Annotated in this window: 18 protein-coding genes; 6 read left to right on the forward strand and 12 right to left on the reverse strand. The window is 65.3% G+C overall.

The window, feature by feature from the left end; all coding sequences use genetic code 11:
* Positions 1 to 89: 89 nt before the first annotated feature.
* Complete coding sequence (locus CXZ10_RS21900) at positions 90 to 1,775, reverse strand: methyl-accepting chemotaxis protein (protein ID WP_101289088.1); 1,686 nt, start codon at positions 1,773 to 1,775, stop codon at positions 90 to 92.
* A 774-nt stretch (positions 1,776 to 2,549) separates the two neighbouring features.
* On the opposite strand from CXZ10_RS21900, the gene CXZ10_RS10365 reads away from it, so the two are divergent.
* Entirely contained in the window at positions 2,550 to 3,398 is an 849-nt protein-coding gene (locus CXZ10_RS10365) for a hypothetical protein (protein WP_101289089.1), read from the forward strand.
* Positions 3,399 to 3,525: 127 nt separating this feature from the next.
* On the opposite strand, the gene arfA is transcribed toward CXZ10_RS10365, so the two are convergent.
* The 5 genes from arfA to CXZ10_RS10390 form a co-directional block, all read right to left on the reverse strand.
* Entirely contained in the window at positions 3,526 to 5,040 is a 1,515-nt protein-coding gene (gene arfA, locus CXZ10_RS10370) for an arabinosylfuranosidase ArfA (protein WP_101289090.1), read from the reverse strand.
* 193 nt (positions 5,041 to 5,233) lie between these two features.
* Complete coding sequence (locus CXZ10_RS10375) at positions 5,234 to 6,553, reverse strand: extracellular solute-binding protein (protein WP_101289091.1); 1,320 nt, start codon at positions 6,551 to 6,553, stop codon at positions 5,234 to 5,236.
* Between the two features lie 95 nt (positions 6,554 to 6,648).
* Entirely contained in the window at positions 6,649 to 7,494 is an 846-nt protein-coding gene (locus tag CXZ10_RS10380; RefSeq protein ID WP_101289092.1) for a carbohydrate ABC transporter permease, read from the reverse strand.
* 3 nt (positions 7,495 to 7,497) lie between these two features.
* Positions 7,498 to 8,427 carry a carbohydrate ABC transporter permease gene (locus CXZ10_RS10385; RefSeq protein WP_101289093.1) on the reverse strand — a complete coding sequence of 310 codons (930 nt, stop codon included), beginning with the start codon at positions 8,425 to 8,427 and terminating at the stop codon, positions 7,498 to 7,500.
* An 11-nt stretch (positions 8,428 to 8,438) separates the two neighbouring features.
* Positions 8,439 to 9,524: an ABC transporter ATP-binding protein gene (locus CXZ10_RS10390; protein ID WP_101289094.1), complete on the reverse strand. Its 1,086-nt coding sequence runs from the start codon at positions 9,522 to 9,524 to the stop codon at positions 8,439 to 8,441.
* Positions 9,525 to 9,865: 341 nt separating this feature from the next.
* On the opposite strand from CXZ10_RS10390, the gene CXZ10_RS10395 reads away from it, so the two are divergent.
* Positions 9,866 to 10,603 carry a FadR/GntR family transcriptional regulator gene (locus CXZ10_RS10395; protein WP_101289095.1) on the forward strand — a complete coding sequence of 246 codons (738 nt, stop codon included), beginning with the start codon at positions 9,866 to 9,868 and terminating at the stop codon, positions 10,601 to 10,603.
* A 104-nt stretch (positions 10,604 to 10,707) separates the two neighbouring features.
* On the opposite strand, the gene CXZ10_RS10400 is transcribed toward CXZ10_RS10395, so the two are convergent.
* The 5 genes from CXZ10_RS10400 to CXZ10_RS10420 all read right to left on the reverse strand — a co-directional run bounded on the left by CXZ10_RS10400 (position 10,708) and on the right by CXZ10_RS10420 (position 15,878).
* Positions 10,708 to 11,493, reverse strand: a complete 786-nt coding sequence (locus CXZ10_RS10400) for an ABC transporter permease (RefSeq protein WP_101289096.1) — start codon at positions 11,491 to 11,493, stop codon at positions 10,708 to 10,710.
* The gene (locus tag CXZ10_RS10405; protein WP_101289097.1) at positions 11,490 to 12,428 is read right to left on the reverse strand and encodes an ABC transporter ATP-binding protein; all 939 of its coding nucleotides are present in this window, start codon (positions 12,426 to 12,428) and stop codon (positions 11,490 to 11,492) included. Before CXZ10_RS10405 ends, CXZ10_RS10400 begins: the two co-directional genes overlap by 4 nt.
* Complete coding sequence (locus CXZ10_RS10410; protein WP_101289098.1) at positions 12,425 to 13,609, reverse strand: ABC transporter permease; 1,185 nt, start codon at positions 13,607 to 13,609, stop codon at positions 12,425 to 12,427. The genes CXZ10_RS10405 and CXZ10_RS10410 overlap by 4 nt, the downstream gene beginning before the upstream one ends.
* Before the next feature lie 46 nt (positions 13,610 to 13,655).
* Entirely contained in the window at positions 13,656 to 14,564 is a 909-nt protein-coding gene (gene osmF, locus CXZ10_RS10415) for a glycine betaine ABC transporter substrate-binding protein OsmF (RefSeq protein ID WP_101289099.1), read from the reverse strand.
* A gap of 288 nt (positions 14,565 to 14,852) precedes the next feature.
* Positions 14,853 to 15,878, reverse strand: a complete 1,026-nt coding sequence (locus CXZ10_RS10420; RefSeq protein ID WP_101289100.1) for a class 1 fructose-bisphosphatase — start codon at positions 15,876 to 15,878, stop codon at positions 14,853 to 14,855.
* 392 nt (positions 15,879 to 16,270) lie between these two features.
* Here CXZ10_RS10420 and lhpI point away from each other — a divergent pair, with 392 nt between their 5' ends.
* A complete protein-coding gene (lhpI, locus tag CXZ10_RS10425) occupies positions 16,271 to 17,209 on the forward strand; it encodes a bifunctional Delta(1)-pyrroline-2-carboxylate/Delta(1)-piperideine-2-carboxylate reductase (protein WP_101289101.1) in 939 nt (312 codons plus the stop codon).
* On the opposite strand, the gene CXZ10_RS10430 is transcribed toward lhpI, so the two are convergent.
* A complete protein-coding gene (locus CXZ10_RS10430; RefSeq protein ID WP_101289102.1) occupies positions 17,114 to 18,043 on the reverse strand; it encodes an endonuclease/exonuclease/phosphatase family protein in 930 nt (309 codons plus the stop codon). The two genes, lhpI and CXZ10_RS10430, sit on opposite strands and share 96 nt — an antisense overlap.
* A gap of 252 nt (positions 18,044 to 18,295) precedes the next feature.
* On the opposite strand from CXZ10_RS10430, the gene CXZ10_RS10435 reads away from it, so the two are divergent.
* The 3 genes from CXZ10_RS10435 (at position 18,296) to CXZ10_RS10445 (ending at position 19,855) form a co-directional block, all read left to right on the forward strand.
* Entirely contained in the window at positions 18,296 to 18,784 is a 489-nt protein-coding gene (locus CXZ10_RS10435; RefSeq protein WP_101289103.1) for a low affinity iron permease family protein, read from the forward strand.
* Positions 18,785 to 19,046: 262 nt separating this feature from the next.
* Complete coding sequence (gene ykgO, locus CXZ10_RS10440; RefSeq protein WP_026783921.1) at positions 19,047 to 19,172, forward strand: type B 50S ribosomal protein L36; 126 nt, start codon at positions 19,047 to 19,049, stop codon at positions 19,170 to 19,172.
* Positions 19,173 to 19,249: 77 nt separating this feature from the next.
* Positions 19,250 to 19,855, forward strand: coding sequence for a tetratricopeptide repeat protein (locus tag CXZ10_RS10445; RefSeq protein WP_101289104.1), 606 nt, complete (start codon positions 19,250 to 19,252; stop codon positions 19,853 to 19,855).
* Positions 19,856 to 19,966: the final 111 nt, after the last annotated feature.

Below are 19,966 nucleotides of genomic sequence, written 5' to 3' on the forward strand. Positions count from 1 at the left end.
GCATTCCGTCGTTGCTTGTCCGCGAATGGAAAAGGCCGCCACCCCAGAGGGGATGGCGGCCCTTCGTCATGGTCTGAAGCGGTGTGACCTCACGCCGCCGAGACGTCGTTCAGGAACTGCTCCACCGTCTTGCGCAGGTCGCCGGAGCGGTCGGTCACCAGTTTCGAGGCGTCGAGCACGTCGGTGGCGCAGTGGAGCGTTTCGCCGACGCGGCCGGACACCTGGGTCATGGCCCGCACCACGTCCTTGGCGCCGTTGGCCGTTTCCGTGATGTTGTGCGAGATCTCCTGCGTGGCAAGACCCTGCTGCTCGACGGCAGACACGATGGCCGAGGTGCTGTTGTCGATATCGGTCATGATCTGGGTGATCTGGCGGATGGCCGACACCGCTTCGGAGGTCGAGGACTGCACGTTGGAGATCTGTTCGGAGATCTCGCCGGTGGCATTGGCCGTCTGCGAGGCGAGCGACTTGACTTCCGAGGCCACCACGGCGAAGCCCTTGCCGGCCTCGCCCGCCCGTGCCGCCTCGATGGTGGCGTTGAGAGCCAGAAGATTGGTCTGTTCGGCGATGTCGGAGATGAGCTGAACCACCGTGCCGATGCGTTCGACCGAGGTGACGAGCCCGTCGATCTTCTGGCTGGTGGAGGTGGCGGCGCTGGTGGCGCTGCGGACGATATCCTTGGTCTGCGACACCTGACGGGAAATCTCCCGCACCGAGGCCGACAGTTCCTCGGTGGCCGAGGCGACAGCGCCGACCGCAGCGGCTGCCTCTTCCGACGCCGATGCCGCGCCGGTCGCCTGGTTGGACGTTGCATCGGCGATGCTGTTGAGCGTGTTGGCCGTGTTGGTCATGGCGCCGGCGGTGCTCACCACGGCACCGAGAGAGCCCGTGATGTTGCCGCGGAAGGCGTCAACCAGAGACTCGATGCGCTGCTGGCGCTCGCGCTGCTTCCGGTTCTCCTTCTCCTGCTCGTCACTCAGCTTCTTGCGCTCGATGATGGCGTCGCGGAAATAGGCGACGGCGTGGCGCATGGCGGCAATCTCCTTCAGCCCGCCCGATTGATCGAGATAGATGTCGGTGTTGCCGGTCGCCAGGGTGCGCAGTTCCTCGACGGCCGTGGCCAGCGGTCTCAGGATGGATCGCATGATGAGCAGCGCCAGAACGGCGGCGAAGACCAGCAGAGCCACGCAGATGGTGGCGAGAATGGCGGTCAGACGGAAGGTCTGGGCATCGAGGTCGTCGACGTAAAGGCCGGTGCCGATCACATAGCCCCAGGGCTTGAAGAGCTTGACGAAGGACCGCTTCGGAAACAGCTTTTCCGCCGGCTCGCCGGGCTTGGACCATTGGTAGCTGTAGGAGGCCTCGTCGCCGCCGGCCGCCTTGATCGCCTCGTTCATGCCGATGAAAATGGCCGTGCCGTCGGTGCCCTTGTAGGTGGTGAGATCCTGGCCGTTCAGCTTCGGCACGGTGGGATGCATGATCATCGTGGGATGGAGGTCATGCACCCAGTAATAGCCGGTGCCGTCATAGCGCATGGTCTTGATGGCGGCGAGCGCCTGGGCCTTTGCGTCCTCTTCGGAAATCTCGCCGCTTGCCACCCGTTCTTGGTAGCCGACGAATATGCTGTAGGCGCTGTCCACCATGTTCTGCAGGCGATGATCGGTCTCCGAGTAGAGGGTGGAGCGGAACTGCACCACCGAATAGACCGAAAGCAGGATGAAGCTGAGACAGAGAACGCCGACGATCGCAATCAACCGACCACGGATGGTGTTCATGTTTTCTCTCCGGCAGAGGAGCCCAATTCTACACGTGACTTGTAGGGGCAAAACAAAAACGGGAGGTAAATGAGAACCTCATCCCTTGGAAATAGTTAGCGTTTTGCCGGGGGTATCGTCATATATTCGCAGGTAGGTTGTCTTGCTTGATGTCTGGTCTTCGACGTAGTGGTGCGGATGTCAAAAATAACTAGTTTTCTAGCCTGACTTAACCTTTGGTTCACCTAACTATATCCGAAAGGTCAAGGATGGGACGCAACAGCCGCCCCCGGTCGCGAGTTGGTCTGTTCGCTCCGAAGTTGTGTCGGTTGCCTATCGCTCCATTTGTTCCGCTAGAGGTAATGGAAGGCTAAGTATTTATTCGAAGCCTGATAAGAATCCCTAGTCGTCACGAAAGGTCGCGCAGGGGTGACGGGCGCATGCCAGCATCTCGACGCGCCAAGAAAGCATTACAATCGTATTATCGTCTCAAATCTTTGTCATTATCTGGAATGAAGCGTTGTTCACGGGGTTGTGGTATCGGCATGGTCAAGAGAGAAAACAAGTCATTTTATTCGTTGTTTTCATCTTGCCTGATATGGGTAGCTATTTCCTGATTTTGCATCGCGCATATATTTCACGGCTGGGCGATTCGTCTGGTTGTATTTGAAGAATATTATGCAACCGCCGGTTCACGAATATTTAAGTCGACCTGGATATTTAGGTTTCCAGGAGTTCGAGATGCGCAATACGGAACTATATCGCCGGCATCAGCCTCGTGAGTTAAAGCCCGAAATGCCTCCGCCGTCCGTGCGGACCGACCTGACGCGGCTGGGTGGCTCCGAGATCCAGGTCTGGGAAGGGACGGCGGTCTTCAGCGCCTGCCGATCGCTGTTCCTGCGCAGCCGTCTCGAGAACTGGATCAAGGCGGGCCGTTCGGCCGGTGCGGCGCCGCTCCTCAAGGAGCTCTACGGCTTCGAGGAAGAGACGCATATCGACGACGCCATGCTGCTGTTGCAGCAGGGGGACGACTTCATCTACGTCCATCAGGGCACGAACTCCGTCCACGAATACGGACGGGTGTTTCGAGGGGCGCTTCTGTCTTCCATCTCGGGCAACATGGGGCCGTCCTTCCGGCGCCATTACAATGCGGCTGTCACCGACATGCGGCCGCGCTACATGCAGTTCCGCACCGACTTCTCCGCCCGTCACGTCCGCTGGGAGCGCATCGTCCTGCCGCTCGTCTCGGACGAGAGGCAGACGACCAAGTTCCTGCTCCTCTATTCCGAACCGCTCGACGACAAGCTCGAAATCCTCCAGGCGGCCTTCGACAGGTCGTCCATCGGCATGGTCGCCGCCACCAAGACGATCGGCGAGGAGAAATCGCTGGAAGATGCGGCCATCCTGCTGGTCAACAGCCGGGCACGCTCCATGCTCAAGATGGAGGAGGACTCCATCCCCATTTCGACGGTGCGCGACCTCCGGGCCTGGATTCAGAACGTCAGGAAATGGGAGCAGCTCGACGAGCCCAAGACCACGCTGGGCAAGACGATCATCGGCTACCGGGACAAGGAGAAGTCCAAGAACATCACGGTGGTCGTCGAGCCGATCGAGCACTACGTCGTCTTCCACCTTCTCGACTGACGGCACTTTGGCGCCTCGAGACGGCAAACGCCGCGACGGGGGGAGAGTCGCGGCGTTCTTGCGGGCCGGTCGGCGAAACGCCGCCGGCAGGGTGGGGCGACCGGGGAAGCGGCCGCCCTACGCTTTTTCAGCCCTTCGGCTTGGTGACGATGACGTTCCAGCTGCCCGGCATCAGCTTGGCGGTCAGCGTGTCCTTGTCGATGCCGACCTGCTTGATCGGCGCCGGCGCCACGGTGTTCGGGGCGTCCTTGGTGTTCACCGCCTTCATGTTGGGGTGATAGACCTGCAGCGCCTCGCCCACCTCGCGCGTGCCGCCGAAGCCGCGCAGCTCGACCTTGAGGTCCATCGGCTCGACGAGGTTGCGGTTGAGCGCGAAGATCACCACCTCGCCGGTGCTCTCGTCCTCGGTGACGGCGGAGACGAGGTAAGGCATCTCCTCGGCGGTCTTGCCGGCGAAGCTGCCGGAGGTGGCGAGCGTCCGGAGCACGCGGCCCTTGGCATGCTTCGCCGTCAGCGCGAAGGGATGGAAGATGGTCTGCCGCCAGGCCGGGCCGCCCTGCTCGGTCATGATCGGGCCGATGATGTTGACGAGCTGGGCCAGGCAGGCGCACTTCACGCGGTCGGAGTTGTTGAGCAGCGTGATCAGCGCGCCGCCGATCAGGAGCGCATCCTCGGTATTGTAGACCTCCTCGATCAGCGGCGGATGCTCCGGCCAACCGGGCTTGCGGAGATCGTCATGACCGCGCGCCTTGTACCAGACGTTCCACTCGTCGAGCGACAGCATGATGCGCTTCTGCGAGCGGCGCGTGGCCGCCACGGCGTCGGCGATCGCCACCACTTCCTTGATGAAATAGTCCAGGAGCTCGACGTTGCCGAGGAACTCCTCGGTCGAGTCATGCGGGTTCATGAAATAGGTATGCAGCGAGATGAAGTCGACGTGGTCGAAGCAGTGGTCGAGCACCTCGTACTCCCAGCGGGCGTAGGTCGCCATGTCGCGGTTCGACGAACCGCAGGCGGCCAGCTCGATCGACGGGTCGACCCAGCGCATCACCTTGGCCGTTTCGTGGGCGGCGCGGCCATATTCGGCCGCCGTCTTGGCGCCGATCTGCCAGGGGCCGTCCATCTCGTTGCCGAGGCACCAGAACTTGATGTCATGCGGCTTTTCGTAGCCGTGGCTCTTGCGCAGCTCGCTGAGTTCGGTACCGCCGGGATGGTTGCAATACTCGATGAAGCGGCGGGCATCGTCGATGCCGCGCGTGCCGAGATTGACGCCGAACATCGGCTCGACGCCGACCTGACGGGCCCAGTCGATGAACTCGTTGGTGCCGAAGGCGTTGGTCTCGGTGGAGAACCAGGCAAGGTCGAGGCGGCGCGGCCGCTCTTCCTTCGGGCCGACGCCGTCTTCCCAGTTGTAGCCGGAGAGGAAGTTGCCGCCGGGATAGCGGACGATGGTGACGCCGAGTTCCTTGGTGAGTTCGGCAACGTCCTGACGGAAGCCGTTCTCGTCGGCGGTGGGGTGGCCCGGCTCGAAGATGCCGGTGTAGACGCAGCGCCCCATATGCTCGACGAAGGTGCCGAACACGCGGCGGTCGAGATCGGAAATGGCAAAATCGGCGTCGACGATAAGACGAGCGGACGTCATGGGCTTTCAGCTTTCGGGTTGGGATGGTCTCGGAAGGGGCGGCGTCCCGACGTCGGGAGGTGTCGCTCTCTGCCGGTCAAGGGATCGGAGGCGCATGTCGCCCGTTCCAACCGGTGGGAGGATCCGGCCGGACGATCGCGGCGGTGTCCTGCCCGGCCGGTCTCAAGGATCCGGCCGGGCAGAGTTTCAGGGCTTACTTCGCGTTGGCGAGCAGCTCGTTGATGCGGGTCTCGGCGTCGGTCAGGGCCTGCTCGACGGGCTTGTCGCCGCGCATGGCAGAGCCGACTTCCTCGCCCTCGATCTCCTGGATCGAGAACTGGCGCTTGACGGCCGACGGCAGGGCGGTGCCGTTGACGGCCAGCGAGGCGATGTCACCGCGATGCGGCAGGTTCTTGAACTGCTCGCTCTCGATGATCGACTTGCGGACCGGCAGGTGGCCGGTGCGGGCCCACTCGTAGTTGTTGTCCCAGAGGAACTTCATGAACTCGACCGCCGAGGCGCGCTGCGCGTCGGAGAGGTCCTGCTTCAGGAGAACCCAGCTGTGACCGTCGGCCCAGACGCGCGGGCTGCCGGCGTAGAGCTGCGGGAAGGCGGTGACGGCATAGCCGTTGGCGAGCGCGCCGTCCTTCTTGGATTCCTGGTCGTAGGTGTCGATCAGCCAGGTACCGCAGATGAACACGCCACCCTCGCCGGCCGCGAAGGCCGACACGGAGGCCGCATAGTCCTGGTTCTTGGTGGTCAGGTCCTTGGAGAAGATGTCCGCCAGGAGCTGCAGGGCATTCTTCGCTTCCGGCGCCGAGAAGTTCACCTTGGTCGGGTCGGCGAAGAAGTCGACGTTCTGCTGGTAGAGCAGCGTGTCGAAGGTGCGAGTGTAGAAGGCCGTCTCGTTGGCGAGCGTCGAGATGAAGTAGGGCTTGCCCGTCTTGTCCTTGAACTGCTGGGCCTGCTGCATCAGCTCGTCGGTGCTCTTCGGCAGGATCGGCTTGCCCGCGCCATCGACGAGGCCGGCCTCTTTGAAGAGGTTCATGTTGATGTGCCACAGCCAGGTGTGGGTGTCGAAGGGCATGGCGTAGATCTTGCCATCCTTGGTGACACCCTGGCGGGAGGCGTCGGTCATGTCGTTGACGTCGATGCCGGCCTTGGCGAAGTCCTCGTCGAGGGGCTCGAGCAGGCCGCGCGACGAGTAGTCGGAGATGACCGCCTCGTGCATGACAGAGATGACCGGCGGCTCGCCCGAGCGGATGCGAGCGGTGAGCTGGTCATAGCCCGGCCACTCGACGATCTCCGGCTTGACGACGGTGGTGGTGCTCTCGGCGTTGAACTTGTTGATCAGCGCGGTGATGATGCCGCACTCGCCGTTGGCCTTGGTCACGTCGGTGACGGTGCCATAGTCCGCCTCGCAGGCGCCGAAGAAGCGGGCGACAGAGATTTCGGTCTTGTCGGCCGCGAGTGCGGCGCCGGCGCCGGCGGTCAGGACCAGACCCGCCAGCAGGGCAGTAGTCAGCTTTCTCATTGGACCTCCTCCAATACGGCCGATCTCATTGAAAAACCCTCGCGCTCGGCCGGATATGCGCTGGATTCCGTCTTGCTGAACCCCTCCTCCGGGGGTCAGTTGATCGCCGCGCCGGCCACGGCCCGGACGATGTATTTCTGGAAGAACAAGTAGACGATGAACACCGGCAGGCCGGCGAAGATCGCCTGCGCCATCAGGAAGCCGAGGCCTTCCGACTGGGCGAAGTTGGTCTGGGTCGAAGCCATGCCGACGGTGATGGTGAACATCTCCGGCTTGGTGGCCGAGATCAGCGGCCAGAGGTAGTCGTTCCAGGCGCCGAGGAAGGAGAAAATGCCGAGCGTCGCCTGGGCCGGAATGGTCAGGGGCAACAGCACCTTCCAGAAGATCTTGAAGCGCGAGGCATTGTCGAGCATCGCCGCCTCGTCGATATCCTTGGGGATCGCCTTGAAATACTGGGTCATCAGGAAGACGCCGAAGGCACTCGACAGGCCAGGCAGGATGATCGCCGGGTAGGTGTTGTGCATCTTCAGGTCGGAGAACATCTGGTGGCGGGCGATGATCACCGCCTGCTCCGGCACGGCGAGGCCGAGCAGCACCAGCACGAAGATGATGTCGCGGCCCTTGAACTCGGCGCGGGCGAAGCCGTAGCCGGCGAGCGAGGACAGCACCAGGATGCCGACGGTGACGCCGATCGACACCACCGCGCTGTTCCACAGCCAACGGAACACGCCCGACGACTGGAAAATATCCGTGTAATTCTTGATCGTGTAGGGCGGATGGAAGGCCGAGGCCGTCGAGATCATCAGCTCCGAGTTGGGCTTGAACGACAGGAGAAGCGTCCAGGCGATCGGCAGCATCCACATGATGGCGACAAGGATGACGGAGAACAGGATCAGCTTGTTGCCGATGCCGCGGCCGACGATGTGTTCACTGGCAGCCATGGCTTATTCCTCCACGCGCTTGCGGGATGCGAAGAACTGGGCGAGCGCGGCGACCGCCATGATCAGGAACAGGATTTCCGATGCGGCGGCGGCGTAACCGAGGTTCCAGGAGCGGAAGCCCTGTTCGTAGATGAACAGAACGATCGGGCGCGAGGCGTTGTTGGGGCCGCCCTGGGTGAGCAGCTGGGCCTGGCCGAACAGCTGGAACTGGGCGACGATCTCGTAGATGACGACGACCAGCATGGTGCGCCGGATCGACGGCAGGGTGATCGACCAGAAGGAGCGCCAGCGGCTGGCATTGTCGAGGGCGGCGGCCTCGTAGAGCTCGCCGGGGATCTGCTGCAGGGCCGCGAGAAACAGCATCATCGGCAGACCGATGATCCACCAGATGGTGGTGATGGCCACGGCCGGCAGCGCCAGCGACGCCGTGGTGATGAAGGCGATCGGCTCCAGGCCGAGCAGCCTCATCAGGCTGGCGATGGCGCCGTTGCCGGGCATGTACATCATCTTCCAGATGATGGTGACGATGGTGACCGACAGAACCGAGGTGCCGAAGAAGATGGCGCGCAAGGTCGCCGACGTGCGGTCGCTGCGGTTGAGGGCGAGTGCCAGGAGAAGGCCGATCGCCACGAACACCGGCACCGTCATCAGAACGAAGAGGACGGTGTTCCACACCGTGCCGATGAAGATCTTGTCGTTGAACAGGCGATAGTAGTTGGCGAGCCCGGCAAACTTCGACGTGTCGTCGAACATGTCGGACTCGAGCATCGACATCCAGATGCCCTTGAACAGCGGGTAGACCAGCAGCACGACGTAGAACACCATGTAGGGTGCCACGAACAGCGCGTTGCTCCAGCGCGGGCCGATCGAGGCGCCCGTCGGGCGCTTGACCGCTGCGACCGCCTTGCCGGGCGATAGCGTTGCGTCCGTCATTGATCCCTCCGTCACTGGCGTGCGTGGTAGGCGAGGCCGCCGGCGTCGAAGAGATGCGCGGTGGCGCCTTCGACCGCGAGACGCACGGCATCGCCCGGCTGGACCTGGCTGATGCCGGTGTCTTCGGCGACCAGCGTCGAGCCATCCATGAGGCGGATGTGCAGATGGGTGCGGTCGCCGAGACGCTCGACCACCTCCACCTTGCCGGGGAGGGCGCCATCGGGCCGGACGCGGATCGCCTCGGCACGGACGCCGACGCGGAGATCGCCGCCCGGCAGGGCCGCCACGGGAACGTGGGTGTCGATGATCGAGCCGTCGCCGAGCACGGCGGAGGCGAGGCCGCCGCGATCGTTGACCTGCACCGGCAGGAAGTTCATGGCCGGCGAGCCGACGAAGCGGGCGACGAACTCGGTGGCCGGGCGACCGTAGATTTCCATCGGCGTGCCGACCTGCTCGACCTTGCGGGCATTCATCACCACGATGCGGCTCGCCAGCGTCATCGCCTCGACCTGATCATGGGTGACGAAGATGGTGGTGGCGCGGGTCTGCTGGTGCAGACGGGCCAGTTCGACGCGGGTGCGGACACGCAGGGCGGCGTCGAGGTTGGAAAGCGGTTCGTCGAAGAGATAGGCCTTGGGGTCCTTGACCAGGGCGCGGCCGATGGCGACGCGCTGGCGCTGGCCGCCGGAGAGCTGGCCCGGCTTGCGCTTCAGGAGATGGCTGATCTCGAGGATGCGGGCGGCTTCCTCGATGCGGCGGGCGATTTCGTCCTCGGCCGTGCCAATGTTCCTGAGACCAAAAGCCAAGTTATCGAACACGGTCATGTGCGGATAGAGTGCATAGTGCTGGAACACCATGGCGACGCCGCGGGCCCCGGGGGGAAGACGATCCACCCGCTCGCCGCCGATGCGGATCTCGCCGCCGTCGACCGATTCCAGCCCGGCGATCATGCGCAGGAGCGTCGATTTGCCGCAGCCCGACGGGCCGAGGAAGGCGATGAACTCGCCGGAGTGGATGGTCAGCGACAGCTCCGAGATGACCTCGACGGAGCCGAACCGCTTGGACACCGAATCCAGTTCGATGCTGCTCACCTGCATTCTCCTCCACAAAACCAGTTTTCTTCTTATGGTATGATGATAAGATTGTACGGCGAGCAGGGGCCTTGTCAATCCTCGCGTTGGACATTTTTGGCGAGAAAAAGCTACAGCTAGAGCGCGCTTCCGGGCGGAAGAGCGGGACTCGCTGGGTGCCGTTTCACGCCGGGGCCTCGACCGGACACGCTTTCCGAACGGGCAGCCAGCCCGCCGGACGGCCGAGCGTCCGCCTGCCAGGGGTCGATACAAGGCCGGCAGGTTGGCGCTCGAATTGGTGTGGCTGAGCAGACGCGCTTCGATCGGGCCGGTTCGGCTCGTCGGTGGACGCTCGGGGAAAGAGAAGTATGTTCGAGAGAGATTCCACCATTGGCACCATGAGCGCACAGGTCGCGCGCATCATCGGTACCCGCATCGTCTCGGGCGAATTCGGCCCCGGCGACTCGCTGCCGATCGAAGCCGAACTTTGCCAGGAGTATGGGGTCAGCCGGTCGACGGTGCGTGAGGCGGTGAAAAACCTCGCCGCCAAGCGGCTGATCGAGGTGGCGCCCAAGCTCGGCACGCGCGTGCTGCCCTTCGCCGACTGGAACCTTCTTGATCCCGACGTGCTCTCCTGGCGTCTCAGCGCCCAGTTCGACGAGCGCATCATCGAGGATCTCTACGAGGTGCGCCAATGCTTCGAGCCGCGCGCCTGCTATCTCGCCGCGCGTACCGGCACCCAGGACGACCACGACCGCATCGGGCGGCGCTATGCCGACATGGTGTCGATGCTGGATCAGGCGCCGCTGGCCGCCGGTGCTGAAAGCGAGTTCCACCTCGCCATCATCGCGGCGACGCACAACGGCCTGTTCGTGACCATCGGCGGCGCGGTGAAGACGGCGCTCAAGGCCTCCTTCAGCCTGACACAGAAGGATGCCAGCGGCACGCCCATCGATCTCGCGCCCTATGAGGAGGTGCTGTCGGCCATCCTGGCGCGCGATGGCGAGCGGGCCGAGGCGGCGATGCGACGCCTTCTCGACCTGTCGCGCCAGCGCGTGCTGGCGGCGGTCGCCCATCATCGCGAGCGCGGTCGCAGTTGGAGGTAGACCAGAGATCTTCCGGTGGAATCAGGTTCACCGGAAAAGCTCTATCTCTCTGTTTAGGCGCGGTTCCGGACGCAAAACCGGTTTCCCCTTTTGCTGGAACTGCTCTAGGCCGCGTTCGGGTCGACAGGCTGCGCCGCTACCGGGGCGCCGCGCCGTCTTGTCGCCCGGCGCGCCACCAACTGGAAGCCGTCGGAAATCAGCACCGCCAGGATACCGGTGATGACGCCGCCCTGGACGATGAAGGCGAGATTGTTGGAGAGAAGGCCGGCGATGATCACCTCGCCGAGGCCCTTGGCGGCCACCGTCGAGCCGATGGTTGCCGTGGCGAGGCCGATGACGGCCGACAGCCGGATGCCCTCGACGATCAGCGGCAGGGCCAGCGGCAGCTCGACTTTCAGCAGGCGCTGGCGGCCGGTCATGCCCATGGCGGAGGCGGTTTCCACCACGGCGGGCGGCAGCGTCGACAGGCCGGTCAGCGTGTTCTCGAAGATGGGCAGCAGGCCGTAGAGGAACAGGGCCGTGCGAGTCGGCGCCTCGCCGAAGCCCATGGCCGGCACGGAGAGCGCCAGCACGGCCACCGGCGGAAAGGTCTGGCCGATGTTGACGACGGCGCGCGACAGGGCGAGGAACTCGGCGCCGGCCGGTCGCGTCACGAAGATGGCGAGCCCAACGGCCACCACGGCGGCGGCGAACGTCGACAGGGCGACGGTGAAGAGGTGCGACAGCGTCAGGTCGATGAGGCTTCCCTGGTTGTAGATGGCTGGCGCGCCGTTGCTGGTCAGCGGCGCCAGCAGGCCGGCGAAGCGGTCCGGTACCAGGAGGAAGGCGAGGAGCGCCGCGAAGACGACGAACCGCAGGATAAAGCCGGGGCGGGTCAGGTAGCGGGTCATTTCGGTCGGACCGCCTTGTTGGCGATGCCGCCGAGGCTGACGCGGCCGAGCGGCGCGCCGGCGGCGTCGACGACAGGCGCCGTCCTGCGGCCGGACCAGAGCAGTGCGCCGAGGCCTTCGTAGAGGCTGGCGTCGGCAGGAAGCGGGGTTCCGTCCGCCTCGCCGGGCTCGACGGCCGAGCCGAGCGATCCGAGCGTCAGGTAGCGGAAGGGGCGGTCGGCGGTGCCGATCAGGTCGTCGACGAAGGCATCGGCCGGCCGCGCCAGGATGTCGGCCGCCGGGGCATATTGCCGGAGGCGGCCGGCGTCCATGACGGCGATGCGGTCGCCAAGGTGGACGGCCTCGGCCATATCGTGGGTCACCAGGAGGATGGTGGTGCCGGTGCGCCGCTGAATGGCCTTGAGGTCGGCTTGCGCCTTGGCGCGGATGATCGGATCGAGGGCGCCGAAGGGCTCGTCCATCAGGAGGAGGGTGGGCTTGGCGGCCATGGCCCGGGCGACGCCGACGCGCTGCTGCTGGCCGCCGGACAGTTCATGCGGATAGCGCCCCGCGAACTGGGCGTGATCGAGCTGGAACAGCTCCATCAGTTCCTCGACGCGGGCGGCGACCTTGGCGCGCTCCCAGCCGAGCAGCATCGGCACGGTGGCGATGTTGCGTGCGACCGTCCAGTGCGGGAACAGGCCATGGTTCTGGATGGCGTAGCCGATTGATCGGCGGAGCTGGTGCGCCGGCATCGTCGATACGTTCTCCCCGTCGATGAACACGCGGCCGGCAGTCGGCTCGACCAGCCGGTTGACCATGCGCAGAAGGGTCGACTTGCCCGAGCCCGATGTGCCGACGATCACGGTGATCGTGCCGGCTTCGATGGTCATGTCGACGTTGTCGACGACGGCGGTGTCGCCGTAGACCTTGGTGAGATGGCTGAGTTCGATCATGCCTTGCCTCTGGCGGTCATCTCGATGGCGGCGTCGAGCACGATGGCGGCGGCGAAGGCCAGGGCCACTGGCGGCAGCGCGCCGAGCAGGATGAGGTCGGCAGCCGTCTGGCCGAGCCCCTGGAACAGGAAGACGCCAAAGCCCCCACCGCCGATCAGCGCCGCCACCGTGGCGAGGCCGATGTTCTGGACGAGCACGATGCGGATGCCGGTGAGGATGACCGGCAGGGCGAGCGGCATTTCCACCTGGAGAAGACGCTGGCGGCCGGTGAGGCCCATGCCGCGTGCAGCATCGACCACGGCGCGCGACACGCCGTTGAGCCCGACCATGGTGTTGGCGACCATCGGCAGCAGCGAATAGAGGAACAACGCCAGAAAAGCCGGCGCCGCGCCGATGCCCCGGATGCCCAAGGCATGGGCGCCGGGCACGTGCAGGGCGATCCAGCCGAGCGGGGCGATCAGCATGCCGAACAGCGCGATCGACGGGATGGTCTGGATGACGTTGAGGACGTTGATCAGCGGCGCGCGGACGGCGCGCAGTTCATAGGCGAGGATGCCGAGCGGCAGACCGATGGCAATGGCGGCGGCAAGCGAGCCGGCGGCGAGTAGCAGGTGGGTGGTGGCCTCGCGCCAGAACACGTCGGCGCGGTTGCGGTATTCGGCAAGAAGCGAAAGTTGGCTCCAGGCGCCGGAGGCGAGGAGGGCGGCGATGAGGGCGATGGCGGCGGCGAGCGCCATCAACCGGCCGGCCGGTCCGAGCTTGAGCCGCACCATGGCATCGGTCAGCAATATGGCGCCGGCGAACAGCCCCACCCAGAAGCCACTCCCCGGCGCGACTCGGGCATAGGGATTGTCGGCCGGCGTCAGGTGGGCTCCCGCAACGCCGACCCCGATGGCCAGGGCACCCAGTGCCAGGGCGCCCAAGGCGAGACGAAGCGTCGGATGCTGGCTCGCCACTGCCGTCACGATGGCGGCGGCGAGCACGACGGTCACGACTGCCGCCATGGGCGTCGGCAGCGCGTCGAACAGATGCAGCCCCGAGCCCGAGGCGATGCGGGTGGCCCGGAAGGTGGCAAAGGGCAACGCCAGCGCCACCGCCATGAGGACGCCGATGACGACGCCGAGACGGTCGATGCGTAGCGGAGTTCCGCCATCTGTTCCGGCCTCTGCCAAAGTCGTCATGCCAATCCCCTGGAAGAGGGGCGGAGGAGACCTCCGCCCGAACGCATTACTTCAGGAAGCCCTTGGACTTCAGATAATCCTCGGCGACCGCCTTGGCCGGCTCGCCGTTGATCTGGACGCGGGCGTTGAGCTCCTGCAGCGTCGTGAGGTCGAGGCTCTCGAAGATCGGCTTCAGCGTGTCGGGGATCGTCGGGTTGGCCTTCAGCACCTCTTCGCGGATGATGGCGACGGGCTGGTAGACCGGCTGCACCGACTTGTCGTCCTCGAGCACCACGAGGCCGGACGGGGCGATGGCGCCGTCGGTGCCGTAGACCATGGCGGCATTGGTGCCGTTGGTCTGGTCGGCCGCCGCCTTGATGGTGGCCGCCGTATCGCCGCCGGACAGCACGATCAGCTGGTCGGGCGTCAGCTTGAAGCCGTAGGTGGTCTGGAAGGAGGGCAAGGCGGCAGGCGAGTTGACGAACTCGGCCGAGCCGGCCAGCTTGACCTTGCCGCCCTTGGCAACCCAGGCGCCGAAATCGCTGAGCGACTTGACGCCGGCCTCGTCGGCCACCTCCTTCCGCAGCGCGATCGCCCAGGTGTTGTTGGCCGGCGACGGGGTCAGCCAGACGATCTTGTTGGCCTCATAGTCAAGCTTCTTGGCCTCCTCATAGGCCTTGGCGGCATCCTTCCAGAGCGGATCGTCGGCCTTGTTGAAGAAGAAGGCGGCGTTGCCAGTATACTCGGGATAGATGTCGATCTCGCCGGCGGTGATCGCCTGGCGCACCACCGGCGTGCCGCCGAGCTGGATGCGGTCCTCGACCTCGATGCCGGAATTCTGCAGGGCGATGAGGACGAGGTTGCCGAGGACGCCGCCTTCGGTGTCGATCTTCGAGGACACCACGACCTTGGCGTCGGCGGTGCCGGCGAGAAGCCCAAGGGCAAGCACAGCGGCGGCGTATTTCACTTGAGGCATCACTGTTCTCCTGGCTGGTGTGGGTTGTTCTTGCTCACTCGACCGTCGAGGGGCGTTAAAAATAGCAGCCGGATTGTCGAAAGCTGGCAGTGGCGGGACGTCGTCGGCGATATTGCTCGATCACCGAGAGGCCAAACGCGGTGAGCCGGCCAGCGTTCCATCGGGACGTTCGGAAGGAGCGGGGTGGACGGCGCGGCTCCTCCCTCCCAAGGAAGCCGACAGGCCTTCTTAAGTGATACCCCTTATATGACCCGTGTCCAGCCTTGATCGCCGTCAGGCCGAAAACCCCTATGCAACAGGGAGCTTCTCGGGTTCGGCCTCGGCATAATAGCGACCGATGCGCTCGACTTCGTTCCGAGAGCCGAGAATGACGCCCGTGCGCTGGTGCAACCGTTCCGGCACGATGTCGAGAATGCGCTCGTGGCCGGAAATGGCTCGGCCGCCGGCCTGTTCCACGATGAAGGCCATGGGATTGGCTTCGTAGAGCAGGCGCAGATGACCGCCCCTCGGCGCATTGTCCCGGTCGACCGGGTACATGAACACGCCGCCGCGCATCAGGATGCGGTGTACCTCTGCCACCATCGAGGCGATCCAGCGGGTGTTGAAGCTCCGGCCGCGCGGGCCGTCCAGTCCGGCGACGCACTCGCGGACATAGCGATGGATCGGCGCCGGCCAGTGGCGTTCGCGCGAGGCGTTGATGGCGTATTCGCCAGTGTCCTCGGGGATCTGCATGTTGGGATGGGTGAGGACGAAGACGCCGATGTTGCGGTCGAGAGTGAAGCCGTTGACGCCCTGGCCCGAGGTCAGCACCAGCATGGTCGATGCGCCGTAGATGGTGTAGCCGGCGGCCACCTGCCGGACCCCCGGCTGCAGGTAGACGCGCTCGTCGGCGGGGTCGGCGCCCTCGGGCAGGCGCAGGATCGAGAAGATGCTGCCGACCGCCACGTTGACGCCGATGTTGGACGAGCCGTCCAGCGGATCGAACAGCAGGAGATAGCGGCCATCGGAGCCGCGCGAGATATAGGCGTCCTCCAGTTCCTCCGAGGCGACGCCGGCCCAGTTGCCGCTCTGGTCGGTCATGTAGAGAAAGATGTCGTTGGCGAGGACGTCGAGTTCCTTCTGTTCCTCGCCCTGCACGTTGCGCGACCCGGCATATCCCATGGTGCCGGCCATGGCGCCGCGGTTCACCTCGTTGGAGATCGTCTTGCAAGTGGTGCAGATGTCGGTCATCAGCGCCGTGAAGACGCCGCTGCCGCCAAGGCGGCGCTGCTCCTGCACCAGGAAGAGCGGCAGGGTGATGCGTCGATAGGTCATGCTGTCTCCTGTCGGGCGAGTGGCCGCTTCTATCCGGTGCCGCCGTTGGTGTGAGCGAAAAACAGGCGCACTCCGGGTGAGTATGCCTTAAATATAACGTTTCTCTTTGAGCGTCTTCTAGCGGCGGTCGACTGGAACGCCAAGCTTATCGCGAAGACGATACGCCGGACATTCCACTTCCAAAGGCATACCTTTGGCGAAAACGCTGCAAAAACGGTTCATGCATGGCACATATACCGAAATCGGGTAGCTCGCCGGCCTCATCCGGTGCTCGAAGACCGATTCAGACGCATCGGGATTGACGCGATACGCCGCAGTGCTGCCCCAAGAGCGGGCTTTCAATCTGCCCTCGGGGCGCTATGCTGCCGTCCTTCCGCTTTCAGGAGCCAGTCATGCTCGTTCTCGACGCCGCGGCCACCGCGTCCGCCCTCGACTATTCGGCGCTGATTGCCGGGCTGCGCGAGATGTTCGCGGCCGGCGTGACGGCGCCGCTCCGCCATGCCCACGGGCTGCCGCGCGCCGGCGAGCCGGATGCCACGCTGCTGCTGATGCCGGCCTGGATGGGCGACGGCAGCCATGGCGGCGTCAAGATCGTCAACGTCGTGCCGGGCAATGCCAGGCGCGGCCTTCCGGCGGTGACGGCGAGCTACCTGCTGTTCGACGAAACGACCGGCGCTCATCTGGCGCTCATGGATGGCGCGACGTTGACCGGCCGGCGCACGGCGGCTGCCTCGGCGCTCGCCGCCTCCTATCTGGCTCGCCCCGATGCCCGCACGTTGCTGGTGGTCGGGGCCGGCCATATCGGCTCGGAGCTGCCCTTTGCCTATCGCGCCGCGCTGCCGATCGAACGCGTGCTGGTTTGGAATCCGACGCCGGCCCGCGCCGAACGCCTGGTGGCACGGCTCAGGGAGGAGGGCGTTGAGGCGGAGGTGCGCGGCGATCTCCAGGCGGCGGTCGGCGACGCGGACGTCATATCCTGCGCCACCCTGTCCACGACGCCGCTGATTCTGGGAGACTGGCTGAAGCCCGGCCAGCATCTCGACCTCGTCGGTTCCTTCACACCGGCGATGCGCGAGGCCGATGATCGGGCGGTGACGCGCGGCCGGGTGTTCATCGACGGCCCGGCGGCGGCGATCGAATCGGGCGACATCAAGGGGCCGATGGCCGCGGGGGCGCTGAAGGAGATCGCCGGCACGCTCTACGATCTCTGCGGCGGCCGCGTCGAGGGGCGCCGGTCAGCGGCCGAGATAACGCTGTTCAAGTCGGTCGGCCTCGCCGTCGAAGACCTCGCCGCCGCCCGGATCGCGCTCGCGGCGCGGCGGCAGGAGTGACGTTTCGCCGAACAGGCCGCCGGCCGATTTCAGGTCGACCACTGCCTTGACCGGCAGGTGATCGGAGGCGCGGCGGGCGAGCGGGCTGTCGTGGACGCCGAAATCGGCGATCAGTCCGTCGGGCCAGCCGAAGATGCGGTCGAGCGGGAAGACCGGCCGGCGCGACGGGAAGCTCGGCACGGCAGCGGCCGTCTGGAACAGTGGCGACAGCCGTTCGAGCGGCGAGTTGGCCCGGCCCGGCCGCCATTCGTTGAAATCGCCGCAGAGCAGCGTCGGCATCGGCTCGCGCATTTCGAGGTGCGAGCGCAGGCGTTCCATCTGCAGGCGGCGAGTGTGGCTCAGAAGGCCGAGATGGGCGGCGACGACGCGCAACGGGCGGCCGCCGATGTCGAACTCGGCCAGCACGGCGCCGCGCGGCTCGGCGTGCGGCAGGTGGAGGCGCTCGGCGCGGACGACGGTGCCCTGCCGGCAGAACAGGGCGTTGCCGTGCCAGCCGTGGCTCATCGGCCTGGCGGCAAGCGGCACCAGCGTCAGGCCGGTCTCCCGTTCCAGCGTGGCGAGGTTGAGCCGGCCCTTGCGGTCGCCCAGGCGGCGGTCGGCTTCCTGCAAGGCGATAATGTCGGCGTCGATCTCGGCGATGACCGCGATGGTGCGGGCAGGATCGTAGGTGCCGTCGTTGCCGATGCCCTTATGGATATTGTAGCTGGCGACGCGGACGAGGTCGCAGCCGTCGCAGACCGGAGCGGCCGCGGCGGCGTCCGGCGCCCGGCCGAGCCGGATGAAGCGGCCGACGCCGTCGAGAAGGCGGGAAAGGCTGGCAAACTGCCGGGGCATGGTGTTCGAGCCTCGTCGTCCGACTTCGAGAAATCCGGAGATGGATCCGGTACGCATGCGATAACAGCGCAATGGCGGCGAGAAAAGGGCACAGGCGACGATAACCCAGCCGGTGCCGGCGCGGAACCGGCTCGTGCCGAATTGGTTGTCATGCCGGACGTCTCGTCCCGCTGCCCTCGGACCACGCAACTTCGCTTGTCGCAAAGCTGCGTCCGGCAAGTGGGCGATCCTTCCTCGCAACACGAGGTGACCATGAACGGTTCCACTGCGTCGCGGCTTTTCTCGAAATTCGCTTCCGCCATTTCCGAGCTGTCGGGCCGGCCGGCGACCTTCGCCCTTGCGGTGGGCATGGTGGTGGTCTGGGCGGTCTCGGGGCCGTTCTTCAACTTCTCCGAAACCTGGCAGCTCGTCATCAACACCTCGACCACCATCGTCACCTTCTTGATGGTGTTTGTCCTTCAGAACTCCCAGAACCGCGACGGCAAGGCCTTGCAGGCCAAGATCGACGAGCTGATCCTGAGCTCGAAGGCGCAGAACAAGTTCGTCGGCATCGAAAAACTCGACGAAGACGAGATCCGCGAGGTCAGTCAGGCCCTGGCCGAAAAGGCCGAGGCGCTGGAAGACGTGGCCGACAGAGCCGAGGAACTGGACGACAAGGCTGACAAGTTGGGTGGCCTCAAGGATCAGGTTGCCGGGAAGGCGGATTCCGGAAGCGGGGAGGGCGAGCCGGAGCGCTCCTGATCCATCTGTCGAAGCAGCCGCTTTTCGATCCGGTCGAGGAAATCCGATTGGCAGGTGCCCTCGCTGAAAATCAGCCGGCTCTCCCCGAAAAGTCGGTCATGGCGCAATTGACATCTTCGAGGTCGATACGTATGGTCCGCCCGAATTCGGGCAAGGGGGTTCAGTCCTCCTGGCATCGGGATTGATGACGTCGGGCATCGCCCCGTCGGCGGCGCGTCACAGGGCGCTGACGCCGTTGGGCATGTCGGCAAGGATGGACCAAATGAAGATCAAGAACTCTCTCCGGGCCCTCATGACCCGCGACCGCAACAATCGCATGGTCCGTCGCAAGGGCCGCATCTACATCATCAACAAGAAGAATCCGCGCTACAAGGCCCGTCAGGGCTGATTGAGGGCGGGCGCTTGGCCCGCCTTGGCGTCAGGATGCACTCGACGATCGCTGCCCGGGGAGGTACCTTCCCGGGTATGCGTGTTTTTGTGCCCTTCGCTTTGCTGCTGACCATCGCCGGACCGGCTGCTGCCGACGGCGGCCTGCCGCCGCCTGCGCCGAGCGGGCGCGAGCGTCTGGTGTCGGTCGTGCCGGCAGACAAGGCGGCCGAACTCGATGACCTGTTCGCGCGCCTTGCCGCCGCCAAGGACCGGGGCGAGGCGGCCGGTATCGAAACGGAGATCCGCCGGCGCTGGGCGACGAGCGGCAGCGCCACCTGCGATCTGATGCTGTCCTGGACCCAGAAGGCCGTCGCCGCCGGCGATGCCGCCGGGGCGCTCGACATCCTCGACGAGTTGACGGTGCGGCAGCCGAGCTTCGCCGAGGCCTATTACCGGCGCGGCACGCTGCATCTCCTGGCCGGCCGCCTATCGCCGGCGCTGGGTGACTTCCAGACCGTGCTGCGCATCGAGCCGCGCCATTTCCTGGCGATGAAGGATCTCGCCGTTCTGCTCGAAGACCTTGACCAGCACGAGCGGGCGCTGGAAGTGCTGCGCCGCCTGCAGGAGGTCGATCCGCAGTTCGACGGCCTCAGCGAGGCCATCGAGGCGATCGTGGCGGGCAGCCACGGCCGCGACATCTGAAACTCCCCGAAAAGCAAAAGGGCCGGATCGCTCCGGCCCTCCGCAAACCTGCTGTGGTTCTCTCTTTTTCACGCATCCGCTTTGTCCGAAAAGTCTGCAACTTTTCGGGTG

The organism is Pleomorphomonas diazotrophica (genome assembly GCF_002844595.1).
Taxonomy (GTDB): domain Bacteria; phylum Pseudomonadota; class Alphaproteobacteria; order Rhizobiales; family Pleomorphomonadaceae; genus Pleomorphomonas; species Pleomorphomonas diazotrophica.